The organism is Streptomyces sp. NPDC001507, assembly GCF_042894765.1.
GTDB lineage: Bacteria > Actinomycetota > Actinomycetes > Streptomycetales > Streptomycetaceae > Streptomyces.
In genome coordinates this window covers 323,019-347,342 of the sequence record NZ_JBIAVV010000013.1, presented here as the reverse complement: position 1 = coordinate 347,342, position 24,324 = coordinate 323,019, and the positions used below count along the sequence as shown (strand labels likewise).

Genomic DNA, 24,324 nt, shown 5'->3' with positions numbered 1-24,324 from the left:
TTGCGTACTCCGTTTACATGAGCACACGTGACAAGTCGAATGTCTTGTTGGTGGCAACCAGACTGCTTCGACCGGTCCGAATCGCCAGCTCATCTCTCTCCGCTGGTGACAACTACGGTGCTTCGGCTCAGGGCGGCGCTGGTCTCCTTTGATGTCTGGCCTGCGGAAACACCTCGGCCAGGGCCCGCCACAGACCCATGGCTCCGTCGCCGACGACGAGCTCGGGATCGCGCATGCCGCGCCGGCGGCAGTCCCGCAGGAGGTCGGCCCAGGACTCGGTCGACTCGCGCAGGCCCTCGGCGAGCGCGATCAGCTCCTTACTGCCGTCGGTGCGCACGCCCATGAGGACCAGGACGCAGGAGCGGGCCTGGCCGAGGCGGACCTTGGGGTGGACGCCGTCAGCCCACACGTACACGTCGGATCCGGACAGGTCCCGGTCCTGGAAGGCGGCGTGGTCGTCGCTCCACTGCTTGGTCAGCCGGGTCACCGTGACCGACGAGAGCCCAGCGGCCGAGCCGAGGAACTGCTCCATCGCGGGCACGAAGTTGCCGGAGGGCAGACCGTGCAGGCAGAGCAGGGGCAAGACCTCGCTGATCGTCGGGGACTTCCGGCACCAGGGGGCGAGGATCTTCGACGAGAACCGCTTGCGCTCGCCCGTCTCGCCATCGACCCGTTTGTCGTTCACCTGAGGCGCCTTCACCGCAATCGGCCCGACGGCGGTGGTCACCGTCCGCTCACGATCGAGTCGACCTTCTCCTCGGTTAAGCTCCGCACCAAGGTCACCCGCGGCGCGGGCAACCCGGCGGCCGCGCTCGCGATGGTGTTCAAGCTGGTCGAGTCCGCCCAGGCGCGATGGCGCGCGATCACCGGAGCCCACCTGGTGTCCCTGGTCCGCGCGCTGGCGCACGATTCGAGAACGGCGTCCAGGTCGAGCGCGAGGAGCAGGCCGCATGAACGTCCACTACATCCTGCAGGACCCCGACGAGCACGCCCGCTTCGCGGCCTACCTCGACAAGCTGGCACACGTTGCGAACCCGGACGAGGTCGACATGGTCAGCCGCGTGCTCGCCGATCCGGACCAGACGATGGCCGAGTCCGCCGTGCTGCGGCACCTGGACCGTCGAGCCGCCGACCTCTACCCGGGCCCGGCCTTCGAGGTGTGGGCGCAGGCGATGACCCAGGCCACGATCGACCACCCCTTCCTGGCTCAGCGCCTGCGGGAGTGGTCACTCTTTCGCGCCATCACGCTCAAGCTGCCCTGGCAACCGGACGACCTGCTCGCGTCGTCCAACTGGCTCCAGCTCATGACCGCCGCCGAGACGAACATCGAGGCCGTCGAGATCCTCGCCGAAGCCGGCCGCACCAAACGGATCCGCAACACTGCCAGGACCGGCCTCAACCACCGCAGTGAGAGCTGAACTCAGCTCACCCACAACTCTTGACTATTGCTCACGATCGACGGCGTATGCGTGTGACGCAGGCGGCCCCGGCGCGGAACAGCCCGCGAGCCTGAACCGACTGGTCCGGGCCCGCGGGCTGTTCGGGGCCGTGCTGCTACAGGTCGAACTCAAGGTGTTCGATGTCGGTGAAGCGGGCCTCCTCCAGCTGGCAGGCGCGGCGGCCATTGTCCTGGAGGTACACCTCCTTCAGCGCCTCGGGCGCGATCTCCTTGAGCTCCTGCTCGCTAGCGCCGGCTTCCCGGGCGTCGAACAGGCAGGCGGCAGGGCGACGGTCAGGTGCCGGACGCGGTCCTGGTCCGTCGACCCGATCGGCGCCGTGTACCCCATGCGGGCCCCGGGTGTCGATGACGAGGCCGTCGGTGGTCGCCGCCTTCTGCCGCGCCTGCGCCCTAATCTGCGGCTGCCACCGGGCCTTCACCTCGCGCTCCAGACGCGCGGCGAGGTCCGGGCGGGGCTTTTTCGGCTGGTTGGCCGAGCATCCCGGCGCCGAGATCATCTGGCGGGACCGGGGCAGAGCGCGCTTCATCCCCGTGCTTCAGCGGCGCGCTTGGCGCTCCGTCAGGCTTCAGGGGCCGCGATGAAGCGTTCCAGCAGGGTGCACAGCAGGTCCTGGTCGCCCTGGTCCATGTGGCCGAGGAGCCGTGCGGCCACGTCGTCGGCGACGGCGGACGCCTTGGCGAACAGCGCCGTGCCTTGTTCGGTGATCTCGACGGCGTAGGCGCGGCGGTCGGTGGGTGAGGGGCGGCGTACGGCCAGGCCGCGGGTCTCCAGGTCGTCGACGGTGCGCACCATCGAGGACTTGTCGCTGCCGGTGAGGTCGATGAGCCGGCGCTGGCTGAGCGGTCCGTGCAGCTCCAGGTTGAGCAGGACGCCGTAGTGGCGGCCCTCGATGCCCAGAGGGCGCAGGGCGTCGGCGAAGGTCTGGGCAGCGCGCCGCTGGGCGCGGCGGAGCAGCGGACCGACGCGGACCCGGCCGGTGCCGGGTGGGCGCGGGGTGGAGTCGGGCGTGTTCATCGGCATCAGCATAGGGCAAGGTGAGATTGGTTCCGATAAGATGGTTCCATGTGGCACTATCTCAAGCATGCCTAAATCGATTGCGTCCGCCTCGACCCCGGTCCAGGCGCCGCCCCCACCCGCGAACGACGGACGTCCTCCGGTGCGGCGCTGGGCCCTGATGCTCTTCCGGACGGTGGTGGCCTGCGAGGCCGTCCTCGCTCTGGGGCAGGCGGTCCTAGCCGGAAGCTTCCTGTCCGGTCACTACGCGGCACTCGACCTGCACGCGCTCAACGCTTCCGCCACCGGGCTCACCGCCGTGGCGCAGACCGCGGCCGCGCTGCTGCTGTGGCGGCCGGGCGGCGGACCAGGCTGGCCGGCCCTGGCCTCCGTCGCGCTCTTCGGCGCGGAGGCCGGGCAGATAGCGATGGGGTACGGGCGAGTGCTCGCCGTCCATGTCCCGCTGGGCGTGGCAATCATCGCCTGCACGTTCCTGATGCTGGTCCGCGCCTGGCGCCCGGCGGCCGCATGGACCCCGTCCCCTCGTACCGGGGGCGCCGGGCGCAGCGAGGGCTCCGCCGCCGAGGAGGGGTCCGCATGACCGGCGGCATCACCAGGCGCCGACTCCTCGCAGCGGCGGCCGTGGGCGGCGGTGCGCTCACCGCGGGCGGTTGGGCCGTGGCGGGAGGGGCGCTGACGTACGGTCAGCCGGGGCTGCTGCTGCGCAGCCGGGCCCCGCTGCCGAGGCCGTACGAGGTGCCGCTGCCCGTGCCGTCCGTGCTCGCGCCGGTCAGCACGTGCGGCGCGGCGGACGTGTACGAGATCACCCAGCGGCCGGCGCGGCTGAGGATCCTGCCCGGTCTGGAGACCGACGCCTGGACCTATGACGGGACGTTCCCGGGGCCGACCATCGTGTCCCGTTCCGGACGCCGGACGGTGGTGCGGCACCGCAACGAACTGCCCCGTCCGACCGTGGTCCATCTGCACGGCGGGCACACCCCGTACGGCAGCGACGGCTACCCGACCGCGTTGATCCTGCCTCACGACAGCACGGCAGGCACGGACGGGATGCCGGGCATGCCTGGGGCCGGCGGTGCGCAGGACACCGCTTCCGGGCAGCGGACGTACACGTACCCGATGGAGCAGCGGGCCGCGACCCTCTGGTACCACGACCACCGCATGGGCTTCACCGGACCGAACGTCTGGCACGGGCTCGCCGGGTTCCATCTGGTCCACGACGACGAGGAGGAGGCCCTGCCCCTGCCTGCCGGGGAGCGCGACATCCCGCTGCTGGTCGCCGACCGGTCCTTCGCCGCCGACGGCTCCTTCCAGTACCCGGCGCTCGATGCCGGACAGCGCACGGCGGGCGTCACCGACCCGTACATGGACGGTGTCCTGGGCGATGTCATCCTGGTCAACGGGGCACCCTGGCCGGTGCTGGAAACCCAGCGCCTGCGCTACCGGCTGCGGCTGCTCAACGGCTCCAACGCCCGCCGCTACCAGCTGGCGCTCGACCCGGCGCCGCCGGGCGGCGGCGCTCTGGTGCAGATAGGCGGCGACGGGGGCCTGCTGGAGCGGCCGCTCGCGCACGACACCCTGGACATCGCCCCAGGCGAACGCTTCGACGTGGTCGTCGACTTCGCCCGCTACCGGCCCGGCACCCGGGTGCGGCTGGTCAACCGCCTGGGCAGCGGCGGCACGGCGGCCGTCATGCGGTTCGACGTCTCCGGTGCCCGGCCTCCGGCCGACGACTCCCGTGTACCGGGCCGGCTCTCGGCGATCCCCGCGCCACGGGCCGAGCAGGCCGCAGCGACCCGTACCTTCCACTTCCAGCGGCGGGGCGGATCAGGATGGACCATCAACGGCCGTCCCTACGAGCCCGGCAGGCCGCTGGCGGCCGTCCGCCTCGGCACCACCGAGGTATGGCGGTTCGTCACCGACTTCCACCACCCCGTGCACCTGCACCTGAACCACTTCCAGGTGACCGCCCGCAACGGCCGGGCGCCCGGAGCGTACGACGCGGGCTGGAAGGACACCGTGGATCTGCGTCCCGCCGAGTCCGTGGAAATCGTCACGCGCTTCACCGACTACCCGGGGCGGTTTCTGCTCCACTGCCACAACCTCGAGCACGAGGACATGGCCATGATGGCCGACTTCGTCACGGAGTGAACCAGAAGACCTCGCGCCGATCACGCAGCTCCGCAGCCAACTACTGACCTTGGCGTTTACTGACTTCGGTTCGTCAGGGTGATGCTGGGTCATCGAGGGTCAATCCGGTGCCCGTTATGAAGCCGTCGAGGATGGCGGACCAGTACTGAAGTCGTTTGAGCCGGTTGCGGACGAGGGTTTCGAGCCGGTCCAGGGCGACCACGGCGAGGTTGGCCAGCCTGCGCCTGGCGTGTGCCCATGCCCACTCAACGGGGTTGAGGTCGCGTGAGTAGGCGGGCAGTAGGGACACGACCAGCCAGGCCCGTTCGGCGATCAGCTCACGTATCGCGTGGGAGACGTGGCTGTTGAGGCGGTCCCAGACCAGCACGCTCGGCGCCTTGACGAGTTGGTGGACGCTGTCGATCAGCGCGATGAAGTCCCGCTCGCCCGTGCTGCGGCGTCTGTCCTTGCCGGCTCGGTGGGTGCGCAGGCGATGGCACAGCGAGGTCCGCGAGCCCGGCCGCACGGCGATCAGCCCGGCCACGGAAGGCGTCCCGAGCGGTCGGCCGCTCACCGTCACGACCGAAGTGCGGCGGCGCCGACCCAAGGTGCGTCCTTTGGGCGGCCGGCGAGTGGAGCCTGCCTCGTCTTCGAAGCAGATGTAGCTTCCGCAGGCCGCCCGAACCCTTTTACCTCGGCCCAGGTCGCCTCCTTCCAGGCGGTGACGGCCTGCTCGTCGCGCTCGGCGACCCGCCGTGCGGGCACCTGCGGGCTGAGGCCGAGACGATGCATCAGCCTCGTCGCGCCCGAGACACTGCAGGAAACGTGGAACTTCCTGCCGGTCAACGTGGCCACCCGCGCCGCGGTCCACACCTGGTCCTCCACCCAGCCATGCGCGGCCAGTCCCTCGTCGAGATAGGCGCCGGCTTCTCCAGACAGCGCGGGGACAGACGACATCGCGACCCGCTCGGGCCACGTGAGGCCGGCGCCTGCACGCTGCCTTCCCGCCACAGCTGGTGCCACTGAACAGCCGACTTCGGGCTCACCCGCAGGCGCCGCGCCACCTCCGGCGGGTTGATCTTCTGCTCGAACAGCTCAGCCGCCTGCATCCGTACGGTCTCTCGGCGCTGACGCCCTGCAGGAGTCGCCCACCCCCATCCGCATAGCCCATACACCACGGATACAGCCACGACCGGGGCCTACCAGGCACTCCGAGAGTTCACCTTGTCGAGCCGAAGCCAGTAGGGATGAGTCAAGGTCCGAGGCCGACGGCGCGTGTGCTCCCACCGTCCGGCCTCGGGATTTGAGTGGTAACGAACGCATCCTGTGAGGGCAACCCCGTGTTCCAGTGGCCGAGTCCCACCAGCCGGTGTAGCGTCTTCATCAGCAGTCGTGGTTCCGAAGTCCCGTTCGCCCGTGATCGCAGTCACGGGCGTTTTTGCTGTTCAAGGCCTCTCCGGACCAGGCGATCACCTCCGGATCCCGCACGGTGCGGGGCCCGATACGAGTCCCCTCGAAGGAGACAGCACATGGCTACAGGCACTGTGAAGTGGTTCAACTCGGAAAAGGGCTTCGGCTTCATCGAGCAGGACGGCGGCGGCCCCGACGTCTTCGCCCACTACTCGAACATCGCCGCCCAGGGCTTCCGTGAGCTCCAGGAAGGCCAGAAGGTGAACTTCGACATCACGCAGGGCCAGAAGGGCCCGCAGGCGGAGAACATCACTCCCGCCTGACGACGCACGAGTAAGCCCCGGCCATTGCCCCGCCCCCAGGCCTGTGCGGTCCGGACGGTGGGGCATTGTGCGTCATATGTCTGGGACCTCTGGGGCTTCTTCCCGTCCTACCGCCGTCGGCTGCGCTGAGCGCAGCCGACGAGCGGGCGGCAGTCAGGTCCCCGATTGCTTTCCTCACCGGGCATGGCCCTGAATGCGGCGTGCCGCGCTGGAACCCGGCTGCATTCAGACGACGGGCAACTCGCCAAGCCGACGGCCTTCATCGGCTTGGGTCGCCAAGAGCGCAGTAACCTCGGCATCGGCCGTGAAGACCGGGGCCGTCCACCAGGCCGGGGCGGGTGCGTGTTCGAGGCGGACGTCCGTCCCGTACCTGCGGGCTGCCTCGAAGAGCGTCTGCAGCTTGGCTGCGCTCGGCAGGTCCAGTGCGCCGATCCAAGTGGTCCAGATCTGGGTGTCACCGTCGTATGAGGCGACGGAGCGCAAGGCGGCGCGCTGCTGGTCCCAGCGGGTGTCGTCGGCGTGCGCCGACTGGGCCGAAGCCTGGGTGATTCGCCATGGTGCGCATTTTCCAGCCTCAGGTGTTTGCGGCGGGATGGAGGGCCAGGCCGGCTTGGACGATTCCGGTGATGCAGGTGGTGCTGCAACGGAGCCTGCGTAGGAGCCGCCAGGTCTTGAGGGTGGTCATGGCTTGCTCGCCAAGCGCGCTGATCTTGGCGTGGGAGGTGTTGACAGCTCGCTGGCCTCCCGAGAGTTTGTCCCAGCGGGCCCCGGTAGGGACCGCGGACGGTGGCCGCCCCACCCGCGCGATGCGGTGTCGGGCACGTTTTATGTCATGAGCATTGCATTCACGTGGCGGGGCGTCGGGAAGTCTGGCGGAGCAGGTGATCAGCGTCGAACAATCTCCTGGTCGGTCTGCTCGCCTGGTCCGGGGGGCGAAGACCGCGGAACACTCCGTCAGAAAGCAAAAGACTCATGCCCAGATCCGGCATACCCTCGCCGGTCCCGTGCGCGGTCACCACCGCCGCAACACGTTCCTCCGGCAGTAAGGCGGGCGTGTGATCCGTCATGTGACACGCAAGGCCGCGGGATGGCTGGCCATGATCGTGGTCGCCACCAACGTGACGTATTTGCTGGCTGCGTGGTTTCTCGACCCGCGGTCCAACTACCGCGGGCTGCGGCCCGTCCGCACGGAGGACCAGATCGACCGCGCCCTGGCGCCGTACAACCTGGACCCACGCGTCCCGTTGCCCGACCGGTGGTGGCACTGGTTCACCGATGTGGCCCTGCACTTCGACTGGGGGAAGTCCCCGGTCGGGGCGCCGGTCAACTCCGAGATCGGCTTCCGGGTCGTGGTCAGTGGCCAGCTGGTCACCGCGGCCACGCTGCTGTCGGTGGTGGCCGGTGTGGCGCTCAGCGTGTTCACCGCCTCCCGGCAGTACAGCTGGTGGGACCGCGTCAGCCAGCTCGTCTCGGTCTTCCTGTTCAACGTACCGACGGCCGTTGCGGCACTGGCGGTCGTCCTGGCCGGCATCTGGCTGAACCAGCGTCTCGGCTGGCGCTTCCTGTACGTCGCAGGGGAAAAGTCCCCTGCCGTCAGCGGTCTGTGGCCGACCGTTGCCGACCGGTTCCAGCACCTCGTCCTGCCGACGCTGAGCCTGACGCTGCTGGGCTACGTCGGCTACCACCTGACCCAGCGGTCGCTGTTGCTGGACAGCATCAACGCGGACTACGTGCGCACCGCCCGCGCTACCGGCCTGACACGCGCCCAGGCGATCCGCCGGCACGCGCTGCGCGCCTCGCTGATCCCGACCGCCACCTCAGTGGCCTTCAGCATCCCGGCGATCTTCACCGGCGCGGTGATCACCGAGACGGTCTTCGGCTGGAACGGCATGGGCCAGTACTTCGTCCAGACCATCGCGAAGAACGACGTGCACGGCGCCGTCGCCGTCGCGGCCTTCGGAGCCGCCATGACGGCGATCGGCGCGGTCCTGGCCGACATCGCGGTCGTCCTGCTCGACCCCCGGGTGCGGGTGAGCTGACGTGGCGACCACGGTGACACGCCTGCCCGAGCCGTCCGGTCCGCGCCCGGTGGAACGGGCCCCGGCGCCCGGTACCGGCGGCGGACGCCTGTACCTGCGGCGGTTCGCCCGCAACCGTCCAGCCCTGCTGGGCGTCGCGCTCTTCGTCCTGCTGGTCCTGTTCAGCGTCTTCGGCGGCCTGTTCACGCACTTCGACTACACCGACGTGGATTTCACGGCGCTCACCCGACCGCCCGGCGGGACGCACTACTTCGGCACCAACCAGGGTGGCAACGATGTCTACGCCGAGGCCGTGCACGGCCTCCAGCGCTCCCTGGTGATCGCGGTGAGTGTCTCCGTGCTGACGATCGCGCTCGCCGCCGTGATCGGTGCGGGGGCGGCCTACTTCGGCGGACGCGTCGAGAAACTGACCCTGATGGTCATCCACTTCCTGCTCGTCGTGCCGTCGTTCCTGATCCTGGCCCTCGTCTCGCATCACCTCGCCGGCGACTGGCGCGTGCTGATCCTGGTCCTCACCGTGTTCGGCTGGATGTCCACGGCACGGGTCGTCTGGTCGGTCTCCACCTCGCTGCGCGAAAGGGACTACGTCCTGGCGGCGGAGTTCATGGGGGTGAGGCCCTGGCGGATCGTCCTGCGGCACATCATCCCCAACCTCGGTTCCCTGCTCGTCGTCAACCTGACCCTGGGAGTGGTCGCCACCGTGCTCAGTGAGACCGCCCTGTCCTTCCTCGGCTTCGGAGTGCAGCCCCCGGACGTGTCGCTGGGCACGATGCTCGCCGACGGATCCGGCACGATCACCAGCGCACCATGGCTGTTCGGCTACCCGGCCGCCCTGGTGGTGCTGCTGACGGTGTCCATGACCCTCATCGGGGACGGGCTGCGGGACGCACTCGACCCGACGTCCGTCACCGGCGCGGCGGGAGGCCGGCGATGACGCTGACGGCTCCGGGCACGCATCCGCAAGCGGAACCCGCCACGCCGACGCCGGTACTGTCCGTGCGGGACCTGAATGTCTCCTTCCCCTCCGAGGCCGGTCCGGTACGAGCCGTACGGGACGTGAGCTTCGACGTCCACGCCGGGCGCACACTCGGTGTCGTGGGCGAGTCGGGGTCGGGCAAGTCCGCGACGGCGATGGGCATCATGGGGCTGCTGCCCGGGTCGGCAAGCGTGTCGGGCCGGGTGCTGCTGGGCGGCCGCGATCTGGTCGGGCTCGACGACCGACGGCTGTCCGCCGTACGCGGCAACGACATCGGCATGGTCTTCCAGGATCCGCTGTCCGCGCTGACCCCCATCTTCTCCGTCGGCCGGCAGCTGTCCGACGCTCTGCGCGTCCACCAGAAGCTCACGAAGCAGGCCGCGTGGAACCGGGCCGTCGAACTCCTGGACCTGGTCGGCATCCCGGACCCACGGCGCAACGCGCGGTCGTTCCCGCACGAGTTCTCCGGCGGCATGCGCCAACGCGTGGTCATCGCCCTGGCGATGGCGAACTCGCCGTCGGTCATCGTCGCCGACGAGCCGACCACCGCCCTCGACGTGACGGTGCAGGCACAGATCCTCGGTGTCCTACGGACGGCCCAGGCCGAGACCGGCGCGGCCCTGGTGCTGATCACCCACGATCTGGGGGTGGTGGCCGGATACGCCGACGACGTCGCCGTGATGTACGCGGGCCGGATCGTGGAACAGGCGGCCGCCCAGGAACTGTTCGCGCGGCCGACCATGCCGTACACCATCGGGCTGCTGGGCGCGGTCCCCCGACCCGAGGCGCGGGCGGGCCACCCGCTGGTGCCGATCGCGGGCGAACCACCGTCACTGGTCGGGCTCCCGGCGGGATGCTCCTTCGCGGACCGCTGTCCCGCCGCCGTCGGGCCCTGCCACACGGACGAACCAGAGCTGACCACGGTCCCCGGGCACGGACAGGTGGCCTGCCTGCGCGCCGACGAGATTGCCGACGGCACGTTGGCGGCCGACGGGCTCTTCCCGCAGGCGGCAGAGGCCGAAGGGCAGGCCAGGCCCGGCCCGGGCACCGGCGCCGAGACGGTGCTGCGGGTCGCCGGCCTGACCAAGACGTTCCCGCTCACCAAGGGAGCTCTCCTCAGACGCCGGGTCGGGACGCTGCACGCGGTCAGCGACGTCAGCTTCGAACTGCGGGCCGGCGAGACCCTCGGTCTGGTCGGCGAGTCCGGAAGCGGAAAGACCACCACCCTGCTGGAGATCATGCGGCTCGGGCGACCCGAGCACGGTCTGATCGACATCGCGGGCACGGACGTCGCCGCCCCGGCCTCCGCCGGCCAGCGGCGGAGACTTCGGCGTGCCGTGCAGATCGTCATGCAGGACCCCATGGGATCGCTCGACCCGCGCCTGCCCGTCTTCCAGCTCCTCGCCGAACCGCTCCAGGCGGTGGGCGAGGACAGGGCGGCGATCCGGATGCGGGTGGGCGAACTCCTCGCCCTGGTAGGGCTGGACGCCTCGGTGGCGGACCGCTTCCCAGCCGCCCTGTCCGGTGGTCAGAGGCAACGCGTGGGCATCGCACGGGCGTTGGCGACCGAGCCGCGCATCGTGATCCTGGACGAACCCGTGTCCGCCCTCGACGTCTCCGTCCAGGCCGGCGTCATCAACCTGCTCACCCGGCTGAAACGCGAACTGGGGCTGGCGTACCTGATCGTCGCGCACGACCTCGCGGTGATGCGCCACGTGGCCGACCGCATCGCGGTGATGTACCTGGGGCACATCGTGGAGACCGCCGGCACCGAAGAACTCTTCGCCAACGCTCAGCACCCCTACACGCAGGCGCTGCTGTCCGCGATCCCGGTACCCGATCCGCAAGGGGAACGCACCCGCGAGCACATCGTCCTGGAGGGCGAGCAGCCCAGCGCGTCGCGCCTGCCGCAGGGGTGCGTCTTCGTCGACCGCTGTCCGCTCCACCGGCTGCTCGACGACGGACTGCAGCGGCGGTGTCGTACCGAGCGCCCCGCCCTGCACCCCGCGGGGTCCGGCGCCGGCCACCGCTCCGCCTGCCACGCCCGCTGACCGCACCTCCCGGCCTCTCTTCCGCAGCGCCGCCGCATCGTGCGGCGCTCCACCCCCACGAAGAAACGGATCCACTCGCCATGCGACCGAGAACCGCCCAGGCTTCCGTACTCACCCTGGCCCTCGCCCTGACGGCCACCGCCTGCAGCTCGTCCGGGGCCGACGCGCCGGACGCCGGAGGATCGGCCAAGGGCTCGACGCCCGCCGTGGCATCGGCGAAGGTCGACTACAACCCCCAGCCCTACGACAACGTCAAGGACGGGGGGACCTACACCACGCCCGGGACCTTCGACGACCAGGGCAACCCGTTCAATGCCAACGCCACCCTCACCGCCACCCGGGTGTGGTTCTGGTACAACCCCGACGTCATCACCTACTCGCCCACCGGCGACGTGCAGTACAACCCGGACTACCTCAGCGACGTCAAGGTCAGTGTCACCGGCGGCAACCAGCGAGTCGTGCTCACCCTCAACCCCAAGGCCGCCTACAACGACGGCTCCCCCATCGACTGGCGGGCGGTCAAAGCCACCTGGCAGGCCGACAACGGATCCGACAAGGACTACAACGCGAGCAACACCGAGGGGTACCGGAACATCACCTCGGTCACCCGCGGCGCCGACGACAAGCAGGCCGTCATCGACTTCAAGGGCGTGGACCCATGGTGGTCCAGCCTGTTCACGACGCTGCTCAACCCCAAGGCCGCGACGGTGGCCAACTTCAATGACGCCTACGTGAAGAAGGCCCATCCCGAATGGGGTGCCGGCCCCTACACCGTCGGCACCTTCGACACCAAGAGCGGCAACCTCACCTTCGTCCGGAACCCCAAGTGGTGGGGGAAGAAGGGCAAGCTCGACAAGCGGATCTACGTCAACCTGGACTCGTCCGCGGCGATCAATGCGTTCAAGAACGGGCAGGTCGACTACGCCACCACGGGCAGCGCCGAGGGACTGAAGCAGATCAGCGGCGTCGCCGGCACGGAGATCCGCCGCGGCGGCAGCCCGTTCGAGTACTCGCTGTACGTGAACTCGAAGTCCGCCGTCCTGCGGGACGTGCGGGTACGCAAGGCGCTGTTGGAGAGCGTCGACCGGACACAGATCGCCAAGATCCAGTTTCAGGGACTTGACTACTCCGAGCCGCTTCCCGGCTCGGCGCTCCTCTACAGCTTCCAGAAGGGGTATGAGGACAACGTCTCATCGGTGATCAAGTACGCGCCCGACGACGCCAGGAAGACCCTGGAGTCCGCCGGCTGGAAGGCCGGCGGCGACGGCATTCGCGAGAAGGCCGGCACCAGGCTCACCGTCCGCTACACCCTGCTCGGCGACGACCCGCTGGACAAGGCCACGGCCAACGCGTTCGCCGCGATGCTGAAGCCGGTCGGCATCGGCGTCGACATCAAGAAGGCCGACGAGGCGGACTTCTCCAAGATCCTCAGCGATCGCGACTTCGACCTCTTCCTGTCCGGCAACCGTTCCACGGACCCCTTCGGCGCGCGCTACCTCTACCAGTTCTACGGCACCGACAGCGACTCCAACCTGACCGGTACCGGAACCCCGGAGCTGGACAAGCAGATCCACGCCGCCTCCGAGATATCCGACCCCGCCAAGCAGACCGCCCGCGCCAACGCCATCGAACGTGAAGAGCTGGCGCAGTACGCCTTCCTGCCCCTCTTCAGCGGTCCGTCCGTCTACGGCGTCAAGAAGGGGCTGGCCAACGTCGGCGCCACGATCTTCGGCACGCCTCTGCCGGAGACCGTCGGCTGGCAGAATTGACATCCTCTGTCCCCCCTGAAGGGGGGAGATTCCCGCCTACCGCGCCGGTGAAGGGTACGCTGTCGGGTGGGATCCTGCTTCGCCGCGCGGTGCGGGCACCGGTGACCGTCTTACCTGCGCTCCACAGGCTGACACGGCCGGTCCGGCCGCCTTGGCGACGTTGACCGCCGCGTTGAAGTCCCGGTCCAGGACGGCCCCGCAGGCCCCGCAGGTCCACACACGGACGTGCAGGGGCCTGGGGCCACCCTGGACGCTGCACTGCGAGCACACCTGAGGGGTCGGCCCGAAGCGGCCGATCTTCACGAACGTGCGCCCGTACCGGGCGGCCTTGTACTCCAGCATGCTCACGAACGCCGACCATCCGGCGTCGTGCACGGACTTGGCCAGGCGCGGGCGGGCGAGTCCTTTCACTCGGGAAGACGTGGTCGATCGGGAGGGGAACTTCCGTTCCCCGCTGCAGGGGTAAACCGCGATCCCACGACCGCTCGACGACGTCCCGCCGTTCGTATGGCACGGCTCGATCCGCACCCCCGAGATCGCTGAGCAGGCGGCCCACTACGGCAACGGCTTCTTCGCCAACAACGTCCCTGCTCCCTACGGGCACTTCGAACGACTCGTCGCCTTCTATCGGCAGCGCTACGCCCACTACGGGCACGGCACTCCCGAACAGGCGATCGTCGGGCTGGGCGGACCGGCTCACATCGCCGAGAAGTCGCAGGACGCCGTCAAAGCGTTCCGCCCCTACTTCAACGGCTTCCCCATGTTCCGCGGCCACTCGCTCGAGGAGTACATGAAGACCACCCCGCTCTCGGTTCGACTCACCGCTCGTGAGACTCGCCGCCGGCGGCGACCCGATCCGGAAGGACCGCACGTCCGCTCCGTGATCCCGCGGACGGGAGAGCGGAGCCTGTGAAGCTGACGCATCGTGGAGAACAGCCCCGTTGCATCGTCCACCTCTTGAGTCGCTACCAGAGCCGTAGTGAACCTGCGCGAACGTGGCCGACGTCCTGCGAGCCCCTGACGCTCTCCTGCGTGTGAGGCCGTTGTTTGTGACCCCCTGGCCGTGAAGTCCTGTGTGATCAATCAGGGAGTGTTGTGAAAGTGGGGGTTGGGTTCATGGCGTCCCCGAAATTGTTGAGCAGCTACGCATGTTGACGACGTCATGACTCAAGGACCAGCACCTCGCTCACTCTCCGATGAAGCCCTCTCCCACCTGCTCGGCAAGCAGCAGTTCGGCACACTCGCCACTGTCAAGCGCAGTGGCCACCCCCACCTGACCACCATGCTGTACAGCTGGGACTCCGAGGCCCGCATAGTGCGGTTCTCGACGACGGCCGACCGCATCAAGGTCGGGCACCTGCGGCGCGACCGGCGTGCGGCGCTGCATGTGCAGGGCGGTGACGTGTGGTCGTTCGCCGTTGCCGAAGGCGCGGCCGAGGTCTCCGAGATCACGGCGGTTCCTGGCGATGCGGTTGGTCGGGAGCTGCTCGGGATGATTCCACAGGCCGCAAAGCCGGAGAACGAAGATGCGTTTCTGGAACAGTTGGTCGCCGAGCGCCGAGTGGTCATCCGGTTGAAGGTGGACCGGCTGTACGGAACAGCGCTCGACATCAACGGCTAGGACGTATCGGGTCTGCGCTGGTGAGATCCAAGCTTCTTGCGGTTGCGGATCTGGTCGGCCTTTTCCGGGATGGTGGCCCGCACGCCGTGTCTGCGCAGATAGGAGCGGTTCGCGCGAGAGTCGTAGGCCCGGTCGGCACGGGCCTTGTCGGGCCGGGCGCGCAGAGAAGTTGTTCACGCCCCTGCCGGGTCAGGAGAGCGCGCGCCGAGTGCACCTCGCGGGTTGCCTCCCGCCGGGTGGCCTACCACGGTGACGCTCTGGTGCGAGAACGCCCTGCCCGGAGCTGAACGACCGTGGGAGCTGACCTGCACCGGTAGCCTGCAGGTGTTCACCTTGGACGGCCGACATGTCATTGACCGGGACACCTTCTACTGCGCGATCGGGGAGGCCGTCAACGCCCCCGGTGGATGGGCTGGATGGAACCTGGACGATCTGGACGACTGCCTGAGCGGCGGCAGGGGCACGACCATTGCGTTCACCTTGCACTGGGACTGCTCGGCCGAGGCTCGGACGCGGTTGGCGGAGCGCGTGCCCGTCGGCGATGGCGAGCTTGTGCCGTTCGACCTGCTCCTGGAGATCTTCGGGGAACGAGGTGTGAGCGTCATCCGTCGGTGAGATCCTAGGAACACATCGCGTCTGCGCGCAGCGGCGTCCGGTGCGCCCGCTCTTCGGGCGGACGGCAGTTTGTTCCAGGGCTCTGAGCTGAACCGCTGACGGGGTGGTTCCGGAATACGCCAGAGCCCTGCCTTCTGCCGGCGGCTGAACACCGGCCCGACCGCGCTCGACGATCACTACAGTCCAGGCTCATGACGACAGTCACAACGCGCACGGTCGAGTACGCGGCCGACGGCCTGACGATGATCGGGCACCTCGCGCTCCCGGCCGGTGTCGACCGCCGGCCCGCGGTCCTGGTCGGGCCCGAGGGCGTGGGGCTCAGCGACGTCGAGCGCCGCCGGGCCGATGGGCTCGCCGAGCTGGGATACGTGGCGCTGGCCTTCGACCTCCACGGCGGGCGCTATTTGGGCGACCCCGAGGAGATGCTGGCTCGTTGCATGCCGCTGCTCGCCGACCCCGACCGGATGCGAGGCATCGGCCACGCGGCGCTCGATGTGCTCCGCGCCGAGCCGCGGACCGACCCGGACCGGATCGCCGCCGTCGGCTACGGCACCGGGGGCGCAATCGCGCTGGAACTCGGGCGCGACGGCGTCGACCTGCGCGCGATCGCGACAGTCAACGCACTGACCACGGGCCGACCAGGGGAGACGGCGCGCATTCACTGCCCGGTGTGGGCCGGTGTGGGGTCGGAGGACCCGATCATGCCGCCCGCGCAACGGGTCGCCTTCACCGACGAGATGCAGGCTGCGGGCGTCGACTGGCGCCTCGTGGTCTACGGCGGCGCCTTGCACGCCTTCCATCACCCATCGGTCGACCACGTCGTGCGCCCGGGGGTCGGTTATCACCCTCAGCACGCGCAGCGAGCTTGGCGGGACGTCGTTGACCTGCTCGCCGAGTGCCTGCCCATAACGGAGTGATCTGCGCGGACTGAGGTGTGTTCACAGGCTCTGACCTTGCCGTTCAACCTCTGGTGCGGTGCGCTGGGCGGACTCGGCGAGTGGGCTTCACGACCTGCGGTCCGAGGCATCCCCGTTTTCACGGCGGACGCTGCCGACGTCAGCGCGGCGCAGGCGGCATCCACGTCCGCCTGGTCGCCTGCGCCTCGTCGTCGGCCTTACGGGCCGCGGCCAGCGCCGCCTGATGGTCGTCCCACGCCTGCTGGGTCGCGAAGTCGTCCGCGGTGACCTTCGACTCACCGGCGACCGCCGCGACCGGGTCGGTCTTGTCCGGCAGGGTGACCGCGAGGGCCGGGTCGACCGCCTTGATTGCTTCGTTCAGCGCGACGCTCGCGAAGTAGGCGGTGTCCTCGCTGATGTTCACCGCCGAATAGCCGGAGTAACGCGTCTTCACGCCCAAGGCGTTGATGTACGCCATCTGGAAGCGTTCCTGCAGTCCTTCCCAGTCCCGGCTGGTCGTGACCCGCGTGAAGCCGCCCGCTCCGGTGGTGTCGCCCGCATACGCCGAGACCTTCTTCGCCGCGGTGAGCACCGACGCCAGCGGGCCGTACCCGCTGAAGTCCGCTCCTGAGGAGGTCACCTTCACGGTGGTCGTGACCGGTGGCAGGCTCGGGTTGGCCGTACTGGTGCCGGTGATGGTCACCGTGCCCGCCCCGCGCGCGATCACGAGCCCGTTCTTGTCGACCATCGCCACGTTCTGGTCGCTCGACCGCCAGGCGATCCGCCGGTCGTAGGCGTTGGCCGGCGACACCGAAGCAGTGAGCTGCAGTCGGTTCGTGCCGGTCACCTTGCCCATGTCGGCACTGGTGGACGCCGGCCCGTAGATCGTCGCTTCCGGCGGGCTGAGCAGCTGCAGTCCGGTCGGGACCGTGGACACGTCGGCGACCTTGACGTGGATCGTCTGGCGTACCCCGTCGTCGGACAAGCCGCCGTGCTCGACACCACGCGCGGTGATCGTCACGTTCGCGACCTTGCCGCCGCCGGTGCCGACCGCCTGGAGCGTCGCCGTCCTGCCTGACCCGGTCACCGTCACGACGTGGCTGTTCGAGGACTTCCACGCCACCGTGTCGCCCGGCTTGCCGCCCTCGAGCGCGGCCGTGACAGTGCCGGTGCCCGCGGGGGCGTGGCGACGCGTGCTGTCGTAGACCAGCGTGGTCGAGTACGTGGACAGCGAGATGCCGGTGACGGTGTGGGCGTGGTCGGTGGTGTCGACCATGACCATGTACCGCTTGCCCTGTTCGGCATGGAACACGAGCTTGCCGCCCCGCACGTCGTAGTCGACGCGCTCGCCCAGGGTGTTGTCGGCGTTGACCAGCCGGACGACGGGGCGGCCGTCGGCCCATGGGTCGACCAGCGCGATCTTCCCGTCCCGCCTGCTGGTCAGGTCCACATAGGACACCGAGCCCTTGTCCGCGTCGAACGCGCTGGACACCTCGACGTCGCCCTTCGCGCCCAGCCGCTCGTAGCTCACCGACTGGGTCCGGTCCCAGTTCGGGAACACCGACAGGGTCGTCGGCATCTGGGGCGTGGTGCTGCTCTGCAGCAGCATCGCGTTGACGCCCTCCATCGCGCCGACGGTCTCGACCGCGCCACCGCTGCCGTAGTAGGTCAGGTTGCTGGTACGCACCTTGGCTTTGAGTGCCGTCTTGAACTTCGCCAGCAGGTCCGCGGCCGGCCAGCCCGCGTGCGCCGCGATCGGGAACACCTTGGGGAAGCCGTTGTTCTGACTGCTCCAGCCCGCGAACCCGGTGGCCGCCCAGGAGTTCATGTACTCGAGTGTGTTGCGGACCCTGCCGAGCAGTTCCGGGTCGCCGTCGAGCTGCTGCACGTTCTCGAAGGGGAAGACCACGCCCTCGAGCTCGACCGGCTGGTCGCCCGGCTCGATCATGTCGACGTGCGCCTGGTTCGGCGACTGGTAGTCGGTGGCCGTCAGCGTCGGGACGAAGTCGTCGTTGTTGTTCGCGGAGAAGACGCCCTTGGGCAGTTCGGCCTCCGGGAACGCCGTGTGGTCTGCCAGGTCCTTCCAATGAGCGACGGTGTCCTGGGCTTCGCCCATCTCACGGGCATGTGCGGAGAGGAACTTCGACAGGTACTTGATGGCGCCGATGTCGAGGTCCGCGTTGATGTCGGCGGCGTCGCCCTCGTGGATCGAGGAGCCGATCACCGAGTAGTGGTACTGCCCGTTCCCGTCGTCCTGCTTCAGGACGTAGGAGCTGTAGAAGTCGAGCAGTTGCCTGAGGTACGGATAGAGCACGGTGCGCAGGTACTGATCATCCAATGTGTATTCGTAGTAGGAGAGCATGTTGATCGCGGCGAAGAAGCCGTTCGACTTCTGGTCCGTGGACCCCGAGCTGAACCCGTAGACCGGCACGGGTGCTTTCGGGTTCAGTGCCGGCTGGTCGCTCGCCAGCAGGTGGAAAGGGGACAACGTCCGCACGTGCACCGCGCCGTCGTGCCCCTGCGCGGCGGCGTTGTTCTGCTGCCACGGCAGGTCGTAGGCGATGACCCGGTTGAACGGCACTTCGGTGTCGATGCGGTTGCTCGAGCCCGCCGCGTAGTACTGCGCCTGCTGGTTGTAGTTGAGGAAGTACCGGCCACCCCAGCCGGCGTTGTCGGCGGGGACCCACTCGCCGTACATCGAGCCCGGCAGATTCTGCGGATTCACCTTCCCGTTCGCGCTCGTCGGCCGGTTGGAGCTGCCGAGCACGTACAGCGATCCGTAGTAGTACTGGGCGATCTCCGGATCGGTGAACTGGACGTAGCCGCGCAGCCAGTAGTCCTTCCACCATGCCCGGTGCTCAGCCTTGAGCCGGTCGACGGCGCTCTGCGACGCGTACGCGCGCACCCCGTCCTCGGCGTCCTTCTGCACGTCCGTGACGCTCTTGATCGTGTTGTAGTCGCCGCTGCTGCTGCTCAGGTAGGTGACCAGGGACGTGGTCGCGCCCGGCGCGACGGTGACGTTCCCGGACTCGCCCAGCGAGTTGTAGTACTTGCGCTTGTTGCTGTCGTAGTAGTCGTTGGCCTCGATCTGCTCGCGCGGGTTCGCGAGCTCAGAGCCGACGACGGTCGTCGCGGTCGCCATCCGGCTGCGATAGCCGCTCGTGTTCGTGGTGGTGCTGTCCCGCGTCGTCCACAGGACGGGACCGGCCTGCGAGGAGTCCACTCCTCCGGTGTACGGGTAGGTCGTCTGCGCATCGGTGAGGTCGGTCGCGCTCGAGTTCGCGTACGCCATCGCCGGGACCCACTGCTTGATCCTCAGCGTCACCGGCCCGGTTCCGTCGTTGCGGATCTCGGTGACGAAGACGTTCGCGGTGTCGGCGGTCCAGGAGTTCAGTTGGAGCGGCGCGTCGGCACCCTGGTCGTCCTTGAGCTCCATGTCCGTGGTGACCTGGGCGTTGAGGATGTCCTGCTTCATCGAGAACGCGCTCGCCGCGTCGGTACCCGCCGCGGTGGTCGGCCAGACGTCCAGCCCGCCGCCGGAGAGGATGCCCGCGTTGTCCTTGACCGAGCTGCCCTGCGCGTGCAGCGTGCCCCAGAAGTCGTTCTTGCCGAAGTAGAACTGCTGCGAAGTGTTGGACACGCCCGCAGCGACGGCGCCGATGTCGCCGTTGCCCATGAGCTGGCCGGTCGTGTAGCTGCCCTTGTCCACGTCGCCGATCTTCAGTGGCGACGTCACCGAACCGGAGATGCCGGACAGGATCTTCTGGAGCTGGGTCCAGTCGTCCTGGCGGAGATGGTCGAGTACCGCTTGCGGCACCTTGAAACCGTGGTGGACGGACGGCCCGACGTCCGCGGCGAACGCGGGAGCGGTCGTGAGGGCCCCGACCATCGCGAGCACGGCTATGACCGCTGGATGACGTCTCACATCAGCTCTCCTTGGCCATCAACACTTCACGAGCGGCGGCCACCGATGTCTGGCCACGAGGCCGCAAGCCGAGAGTATGGAGAGGAGATCGGATGTATGTCAACGATTCAGGCCTGGAAGCCCGGTAGTTGACCCTTGCGGCAGAGATGAGTCGACCAATTGTCGGATGTATACGGCCGAGTGACGGTCGTGGGAAAACCCGCTCCTCTGCACGCCGCGGATCAACACGGCTCGGCTGCAACGGCCTCACCGCTCGCTGGACCTCGTCGTGCTCTGGAGCGGGCTTCGCGACGGCCGACAGCCCTGGCTGTCGGATCCGAGTGTCATGATGGCCGGTGTGGACGAGGAGGCGTTCTGGGCGCTGATCGAGGAGTTCCGGCCGACCGGAGATGACGCTCGGCGTTCTCCTCCAGATCGGGGATGTCCACCCAGTGTCCGTTGACTTCTGGGAACTCCGACACGGCACCGTCCGCGCCCCCCTGAGCCTGGTGGGTGCGGAGGAAGGTCGACGCCGGACTGCCTTTGCCGCAGACCGGCGGCTCCGGCCGATGTGGGACATCGGCAACCGCGCCGCCGGCGGGGAGCGAGAACTGAACATCGCCACCGCGGCGCGGCATGCTAGGCGATCTGCCCATGAGCGGCCCACAGCCGGGCGTCGTGCCGTGGTTGTCAGCGTGGTCAGCTGAACGTGTTGCAGCGGGCGACGCGGCCGGAGCGGTAGCCGGTGGAGAACCATTGCCGGCGCTGGCTCGCGGAGCCGTGGGTCCAGGTGTCGGGTGTGACCTTGCCCTGGTAGCGCTGCTGGATACGGTCGTCTCCGACGGCGGCGGCCGCGTCCAGACCGCGGTTGATGTCGTCCTTCGTCAAGTCGGTGATCAGTGGCTTACCGCTCTTGGGGTCGGGGGTGGTGGTGGCGTGGTGGGCCCACACCCCGGCGTAGCAGTCCGCCTGCAACTCGAGTTTCACCGAGCCGCTGTTCTGGCCCTTTCCGCTGCCACGGGAGATCGTTCCGCTGAGGTCCTGGAAGTGGTGGCCGTACTCGTGTGCGATGACGTACGCCTCGGCGAACGGGCCGCCCTTGGCGCCGAACTTGCTGCTCAGTTCGTTGAAGAAGCCGAGGTCGAGATAGACCTTGTCGTCGGCTGAGCAGTAGAAGGGGCCGACGTCGGAAGTCGCCTTCCCGCAACCGGTGTTCACACTGCCGGTGAACAAAAACGTCGGGGCCTGCTGGTAGGGCTTGCCGGCGGCTGTCTCCGTCTGCTTCCAGAATGCCTGCACGCTGTCGACCACGGCGACGACCCGGCACTCCTCCTTGTGGTTGGCGTCGGCACCGGTCCGGCAGTCCGCCGCGAGGTCCGCGGCCGACCTGCCGGACGAGGACGTGTCGCTGCCGCCCGAGCCGAGCATGCCGGGGTCGACACCCAAGAGCACGGACGCGATCAGCACCACGAGCCCGACCAGCCCCCCGCCAATGGTCTTCCCGCCGCCCGGGATCCCGCCCAGCGCACCTCCCCGACCGTCCTCGACCTCGGACGTGTCCAGAGCAGCATCGTCGTCGAATTGCATACGTGACCCTCCCTCAAGCAGCGCGCCGGGCCGCCCCGCGTCGCCCCGCTCGCCTACCCCGTACGAGGACATCCCCATCCCGCCCTCTTCCTGCTCGGCCTCTTGGAGGAGCCGGCGGGCGACGCCGCTCTGTGGGGGAACGGCGGACCGCCCGTGCACGGGCGAGGTTCAGACGACGGACGGCGGCCGCGGGACAGTCGGGACGATGGCGTACTCGTCGAAGAACCGGGTGCCGGCCCGAGCCCACCGTGGCCTGCTCGGCACCGGGCAGCAGGATCTCGGCCGGGGTGTTCGGCGGTACGAGAGCCTGCACGGTTGGTTCGTCGGCGGGCCCGTGCGGGGTACGCAGGGCCTCGCGCGGGGGTGGGTCCGCCGCCGGGCCTCCGCTCCACGCGCAGGCGGCGGTAGCCGGGCTCGGCGGAGGCGAGACCGGCGACCGCGCGGTGCATCCAGTCAGCTACGGCGCCGAGCGCGTACGCGTCCACAGCACCAGGGTGGCCGCGTCGACCCAGGAAGAAGCGGGCGCTGTCGTAGAGGGAGGAGGCGGTGTGCGCGGAGACCTGGATGTCGCCGGTCCAGCCGAGGCGCTCGTCGCGCTGCGGGCAGTCGGTCGGCAGGTCCAGGAAGTTGCCGCGCATGCTCCGTAGGACGTTGTCGTGGTGCTGGTTGACCAGCTGGGCGCAGCACTCGAAGGAGCCGGTGCGCTCCGGGTCGGAGTGGAGGACGACGGCGCGCACGCCGGTCGCCGGGTCGAAGCCGTCCGGCTGACCGGTGATCTCGGCGTGGCGGAAGCCGTGGAAGGTGAGGCGCGGCTCGAAGACCTCGGTGCCCTCCCCGCGCAGGGTGTAGGTGTCGGTGGCGGTGGCGTGGCACAGCGGCCGGGTGCACAGCTCGCCGTCCGCCAGGACCTCGGCGCGCCGCCGGGTGAGGGTGGTGCAGCTGTCGCCGGACACGGTCAGGCGCAGCCGGCCCCCGAGGTTCTGGCCGAAGTCGAGGAGGGTCTTGCCGGACGGCGTCGTCGTCACGGAGACCGGGGCGGCCTCCTCCGGTCCGGCATACCAGCGGGCCGTCGGGGGCGACCAGGGTGTCGAGGTCCCGCACTCGCCGGGACGTCACGGCGAGTTGTCGGCATGGGCCAGGTAGGCATGGTGCCGTACCTGGCCGCGCCTGTCAGTTCTGCAAGCGCCAGTGCTGGTTCGCTCCGCTTGTGCAGGTCCACAGCTGGACCTTCGTTCCATTGCCTGTCGCCTGCCCGCCGGCGTCCAGGCACAGACCCGACTGCGCCGCTGTGATCGTGCCGTCGGGATTGACGTTCCACTGCTGGTCCGGCTGCCCGTCGCAGTCCCAGATCGCCGCCGGGGTGCCGCTGCCGGCGGACTGGCCCACGCCCAGGCACTTGGTGCCGTAGACCATCAGTTGCTTCGCGGCGGTATAGGTCCACCGCTGGTTGGAGCCACCGTTGCAGTCCCACAGCTGGGCCTGGGTGCCGTTGGCGGTGGTGGAGTTGTTGATGTCGAGGCAGCGCCCCGACTGCTGGCCGACGATCTCCTGGCCGCCGGACGGCGGAGGCGGAGGCGTGCTGGAGTCGAACTGGGTGAAGAACTGCCACACCGCGGCCGACGTCCAGGTGTGCCAGCCGTCACCGGTGGAACCGTCTATCGGGCCGGGGTCGTGGCCCGCTCCGTCGAACGCCGCCCACACGACGGGGTAGCCGGACCGGCATCCGGAGTAGGTGGTGATGATGTGGGTCAGGCTTCCGTACGCCGGTTCGGGCGGGTTCTGCGGGGTGCAGCCGTTCGTCCGGACGAAGGTGTCGCGCAGGTCCCGTCCCGACTGGATGGGGAGCACGTTGTCCCGAAGGCCGTGCAGGCCCATGTAGGCGATGGGCTGGTTGCCGCCGTTGCAGCCGCTCAGGTTCGCGCCGGAGTAGACCGCGACCGCGCGGAAGACGCTCGCCCGTGCGCAGGCGATGGCGTAGGACATCGCACCGCCGTAGCTGAAGCCCGCGGAGAAGAGCTGGGTGGTGTCCACACACAGGCCCGCTTCGATCTGGCTGACCATCGCGTCGACGAAGGCCACGTCCTGGCCGCCGGAATTGGCCCAGCCGTTGCCGATGCTCTGTGGGGCGACGAAGATCGTGCTGTTGTTGGCGTTGTCCGCGAGGCGCCGCAGGCCGTAGTAGGACCAGTTGTATCCGTCGGCTCCGCCGGAGTCGACGTCGGCCGCCGTGCCGCCGCGCCAGTGGAAGCCGAAGATCAGCCGGTAGGGGTGGTTGTTGTCGTAGCCGGCGGGGATCCGCAGGAGGTAGCTACGAGTCTGCCCGCCGCTCTGGATGGTGTGGTTGCCACTCGTCAGGGCCGGAGCCTTGCCGCAGCCGGTCGACCCGGCGGCGGCGGTGGCCGACGGGGGTGCGGCGGCGCTTCTGCCGAACGAGGTGCCGGCGGCCGACAGGACGAGAAGCATCGCCGCCACGACGGGCAGTAAGAGCGGTTTGTGTTTCATGCACTCCTTCTTCCGGTCTCGAGGGATGAC

The 24,324-nt window shown here is 69.0% G+C and carries 20 protein-coding genes and 6 pseudogenes; 13 read left to right on the top strand and 13 right to left on the bottom strand.

Annotated elements, in window-relative coordinates; all coding sequences use genetic code 11:
* Positions 1-145: 145 nt before the first annotated feature.
* A pseudogene (locus tag ACFY0K_RS37695) lies at positions 146-736 on the bottom strand (transposase); the annotation flags it as partial.
* 3 nt (positions 737-739) lie between these two features.
* On the opposite strand from ACFY0K_RS37695, the pseudogene ACFY0K_RS37690 reads away from it, so the two are divergent.
* Positions 740-954, top strand: a pseudogene (locus tag ACFY0K_RS37690) (IS256 family transposase); the annotation flags it as partial.
* Complete coding sequence (locus ACFY0K_RS37685; RefSeq protein ID WP_390643648.1) at positions 951-1,418, top strand: hypothetical protein; 468 nt, start codon at positions 951-953, stop codon at positions 1,416-1,418. The pseudogene ACFY0K_RS37690 and the gene ACFY0K_RS37685, both read left to right, overlap by 4 nt.
* 136 nt (positions 1,419-1,554) lie before the next feature.
* Here the strand turns inward: ACFY0K_RS37685 and tpg are convergent, their stop codons facing one another.
* Together tpg and ACFY0K_RS37675 are read right to left on the bottom strand one after the other, a co-directional pair.
* Positions 1,555-1,986: a telomere-protecting terminal protein Tpg gene (gene tpg, locus ACFY0K_RS37680; protein WP_390643647.1), complete on the bottom strand. Its 432-nt coding sequence runs from the start codon at positions 1,984-1,986 to the stop codon at positions 1,555-1,557.
* 32 nt (positions 1,987-2,018) lie between these two features.
* The gene (locus tag ACFY0K_RS37675; protein WP_390643646.1) at positions 2,019-2,474 is read right to left on the bottom strand and encodes a MarR family winged helix-turn-helix transcriptional regulator; all 456 of its coding nucleotides are present in this window, start codon (positions 2,472-2,474) and stop codon (positions 2,019-2,021) included.
* Between the two features lie 67 nt (positions 2,475-2,541).
* Here ACFY0K_RS37675 and ACFY0K_RS37670 point away from each other — a divergent pair, with 67 nt between their 5' ends.
* On the top strand, positions 2,542-3,054 hold the full coding sequence (locus ACFY0K_RS37670) for a hypothetical protein (protein WP_390643645.1): 513 nt from the start codon (positions 2,542-2,544) through the stop codon (positions 3,052-3,054).
* Positions 3,051-4,622, top strand: coding sequence for a multicopper oxidase family protein (locus ACFY0K_RS37665; protein ID WP_390643644.1), 1,572 nt, complete (start codon positions 3,051-3,053; stop codon positions 4,620-4,622). The genes ACFY0K_RS37670 and ACFY0K_RS37665 overlap by 4 nt, the downstream gene beginning before the upstream one ends.
* Before the next feature lie 73 nt (positions 4,623-4,695).
* On the opposite strand, the gene ACFY0K_RS37660 is transcribed toward ACFY0K_RS37665, so the two are convergent.
* The 3 genes from ACFY0K_RS37660 to ACFY0K_RS37650 are packed head-to-tail and all read right to left on the bottom strand — an operon-like array spanning position 4,696 to position 5,710.
* Positions 4,696-5,181 carry a transposase gene (locus tag ACFY0K_RS37660; RefSeq protein WP_390643643.1) on the bottom strand — a complete coding sequence of 162 codons (486 nt, stop codon included), beginning with the start codon at positions 5,179-5,181 and terminating at the stop codon, positions 4,696-4,698.
* The gene (locus tag ACFY0K_RS37655) at positions 5,178-5,558 is read right to left on the bottom strand and encodes a winged helix-turn-helix domain-containing protein (RefSeq protein ID WP_390643642.1); all 381 of its coding nucleotides are present in this window, start codon (positions 5,556-5,558) and stop codon (positions 5,178-5,180) included. The genes ACFY0K_RS37660 and ACFY0K_RS37655 overlap by 4 nt, the downstream gene beginning before the upstream one ends.
* On the bottom strand, positions 5,444-5,710 hold the full coding sequence (locus tag ACFY0K_RS37650; protein WP_390643641.1) for a helix-turn-helix domain-containing protein: 267 nt from the start codon (positions 5,708-5,710) through the stop codon (positions 5,444-5,446). The genes ACFY0K_RS37655 and ACFY0K_RS37650 overlap by 115 nt, the downstream gene beginning before the upstream one ends.
* A 420-nt stretch (positions 5,711-6,130) precedes the next feature.
* On the opposite strand from ACFY0K_RS37650, the gene ACFY0K_RS37645 reads away from it, so the two are divergent.
* Positions 6,131-6,334, top strand: coding sequence for a cold-shock protein (locus ACFY0K_RS37645; RefSeq protein ID WP_093496951.1), 204 nt, complete (start codon positions 6,131-6,133; stop codon positions 6,332-6,334).
* A gap of 574 nt (positions 6,335-6,908) precedes the next feature.
* Here ACFY0K_RS37645 and ACFY0K_RS37640 read toward each other — a convergent pair.
* Positions 6,909-7,134, bottom strand: a pseudogene (locus tag ACFY0K_RS37640) (IS5/IS1182 family transposase); the annotation flags it as partial.
* A gap of 255 nt (positions 7,135-7,389) precedes the next feature.
* Between ACFY0K_RS37640 and ACFY0K_RS37635 the strand changes: the two are divergent.
* The 4 genes from ACFY0K_RS37635 to ACFY0K_RS37620 all read left to right on the top strand — a co-directional run bounded on the left by ACFY0K_RS37635 (position 7,390) and on the right by ACFY0K_RS37620 (position 13,169).
* Positions 7,390-8,373, top strand: coding sequence for an ABC transporter permease (locus ACFY0K_RS37635; RefSeq protein WP_390643640.1), 984 nt, complete (start codon positions 7,390-7,392; stop codon positions 8,371-8,373).
* Positions 8,374-8,422: 49 nt separating this feature from the next.
* Positions 8,423-9,307: an ABC transporter permease gene (locus tag ACFY0K_RS37630; RefSeq protein WP_390643691.1), complete on the top strand. Its 885-nt coding sequence runs from the start codon at positions 8,423-8,425 to the stop codon at positions 9,305-9,307.
* Positions 9,304-11,400, top strand: a complete 2,097-nt coding sequence (locus tag ACFY0K_RS37625) for a dipeptide ABC transporter ATP-binding protein (RefSeq protein ID WP_390643639.1) — start codon at positions 9,304-9,306, stop codon at positions 11,398-11,400. The genes ACFY0K_RS37630 and ACFY0K_RS37625 overlap by 4 nt, the downstream gene beginning before the upstream one ends.
* A gap of 80 nt (positions 11,401-11,480) precedes the next feature.
* Positions 11,481-13,169: an ABC transporter family substrate-binding protein gene (locus tag ACFY0K_RS37620; protein WP_390643638.1), complete on the top strand. Its 1,689-nt coding sequence runs from the start codon at positions 11,481-11,483 to the stop codon at positions 13,167-13,169.
* Between the two features lie 36 nt (positions 13,170-13,205).
* Here ACFY0K_RS37620 and ACFY0K_RS37615 read toward each other — a convergent pair.
* A pseudogene (locus ACFY0K_RS37615) lies at positions 13,206-13,580 on the bottom strand (zinc ribbon domain-containing protein); the annotation flags it as partial.
* 1 nt (position 13,581) lies between these two features.
* On the opposite strand from ACFY0K_RS37615, the pseudogene ACFY0K_RS37610 reads away from it, so the two are divergent.
* Both ACFY0K_RS37610 and ACFY0K_RS37605 read left to right on the top strand, forming a co-directional pair.
* A pseudogene (locus ACFY0K_RS37610) lies at positions 13,582-14,082 on the top strand (LLM class flavin-dependent oxidoreductase); the annotation flags it as partial.
* Positions 14,083-14,331: 249 nt separating this feature from the next.
* Positions 14,332-14,790 (top strand): TIGR03618 family F420-dependent PPOX class oxidoreductase, encoded by a 459-nt coding sequence (locus ACFY0K_RS37605; protein WP_390643637.1) that lies wholly within the window; start codon positions 14,332-14,334, stop codon positions 14,788-14,790.
* An 8-nt stretch (positions 14,791-14,798) separates the two neighbouring features.
* Here the strand turns inward: ACFY0K_RS37605 and ACFY0K_RS37600 are convergent.
* Positions 14,799-14,951, bottom strand: a pseudogene (locus ACFY0K_RS37600) (IS5/IS1182 family transposase); the annotation flags it as partial.
* An 88-nt stretch (positions 14,952-15,039) separates the two neighbouring features.
* Here ACFY0K_RS37600 and ACFY0K_RS37595 point away from each other — a divergent pair.
* Positions 15,040-15,405 (top strand): barstar family protein, encoded by a 366-nt coding sequence (locus ACFY0K_RS37595; protein ID WP_390643636.1) that lies wholly within the window; start codon positions 15,040-15,042, stop codon positions 15,403-15,405.
* 191 nt (positions 15,406-15,596) lie between these two features.
* A complete protein-coding gene (locus tag ACFY0K_RS37590; protein WP_390643635.1) occupies positions 15,597-16,322 on the top strand; it encodes a dienelactone hydrolase family protein in 726 nt (241 codons plus the stop codon).
* Positions 16,323-16,461: 139 nt separating this feature from the next.
* Here ACFY0K_RS37590 and ACFY0K_RS37585 read toward each other — a convergent pair whose 3' ends face one another.
* The 4 genes from ACFY0K_RS37585 to ACFY0K_RS37570 all read right to left on the bottom strand — a co-directional run bounded on the left by ACFY0K_RS37585 (position 16,462) and on the right by ACFY0K_RS37570 (position 24,294).
* A complete protein-coding gene (locus tag ACFY0K_RS37585; protein WP_390643634.1) occupies positions 16,462-20,226 on the bottom strand; it encodes an Ig-like domain-containing protein in 3,765 nt (1,254 codons plus the stop codon).
* A 678-nt stretch (positions 20,227-20,904) separates the two neighbouring features.
* Complete coding sequence (locus ACFY0K_RS37580; protein ID WP_390643633.1) at positions 20,905-21,792, bottom strand: neutral zinc metallopeptidase; 888 nt, start codon at positions 21,790-21,792, stop codon at positions 20,905-20,907.
* 53 nt (positions 21,793-21,845) lie between these two features.
* Entirely contained in the window at positions 21,846-22,817 is a 972-nt protein-coding gene (locus ACFY0K_RS37575) for a family 78 glycoside hydrolase catalytic domain (RefSeq protein ID WP_390643632.1), read from the bottom strand.
* Between the two features lie 145 nt (positions 22,818-22,962).
* Complete coding sequence (locus tag ACFY0K_RS37570) at positions 22,963-24,294, bottom strand: ricin-type beta-trefoil lectin domain protein (protein ID WP_390643631.1); 1,332 nt, start codon at positions 24,292-24,294, stop codon at positions 22,963-22,965.
* Positions 24,295-24,324 lie beyond the last annotated feature (30 nt).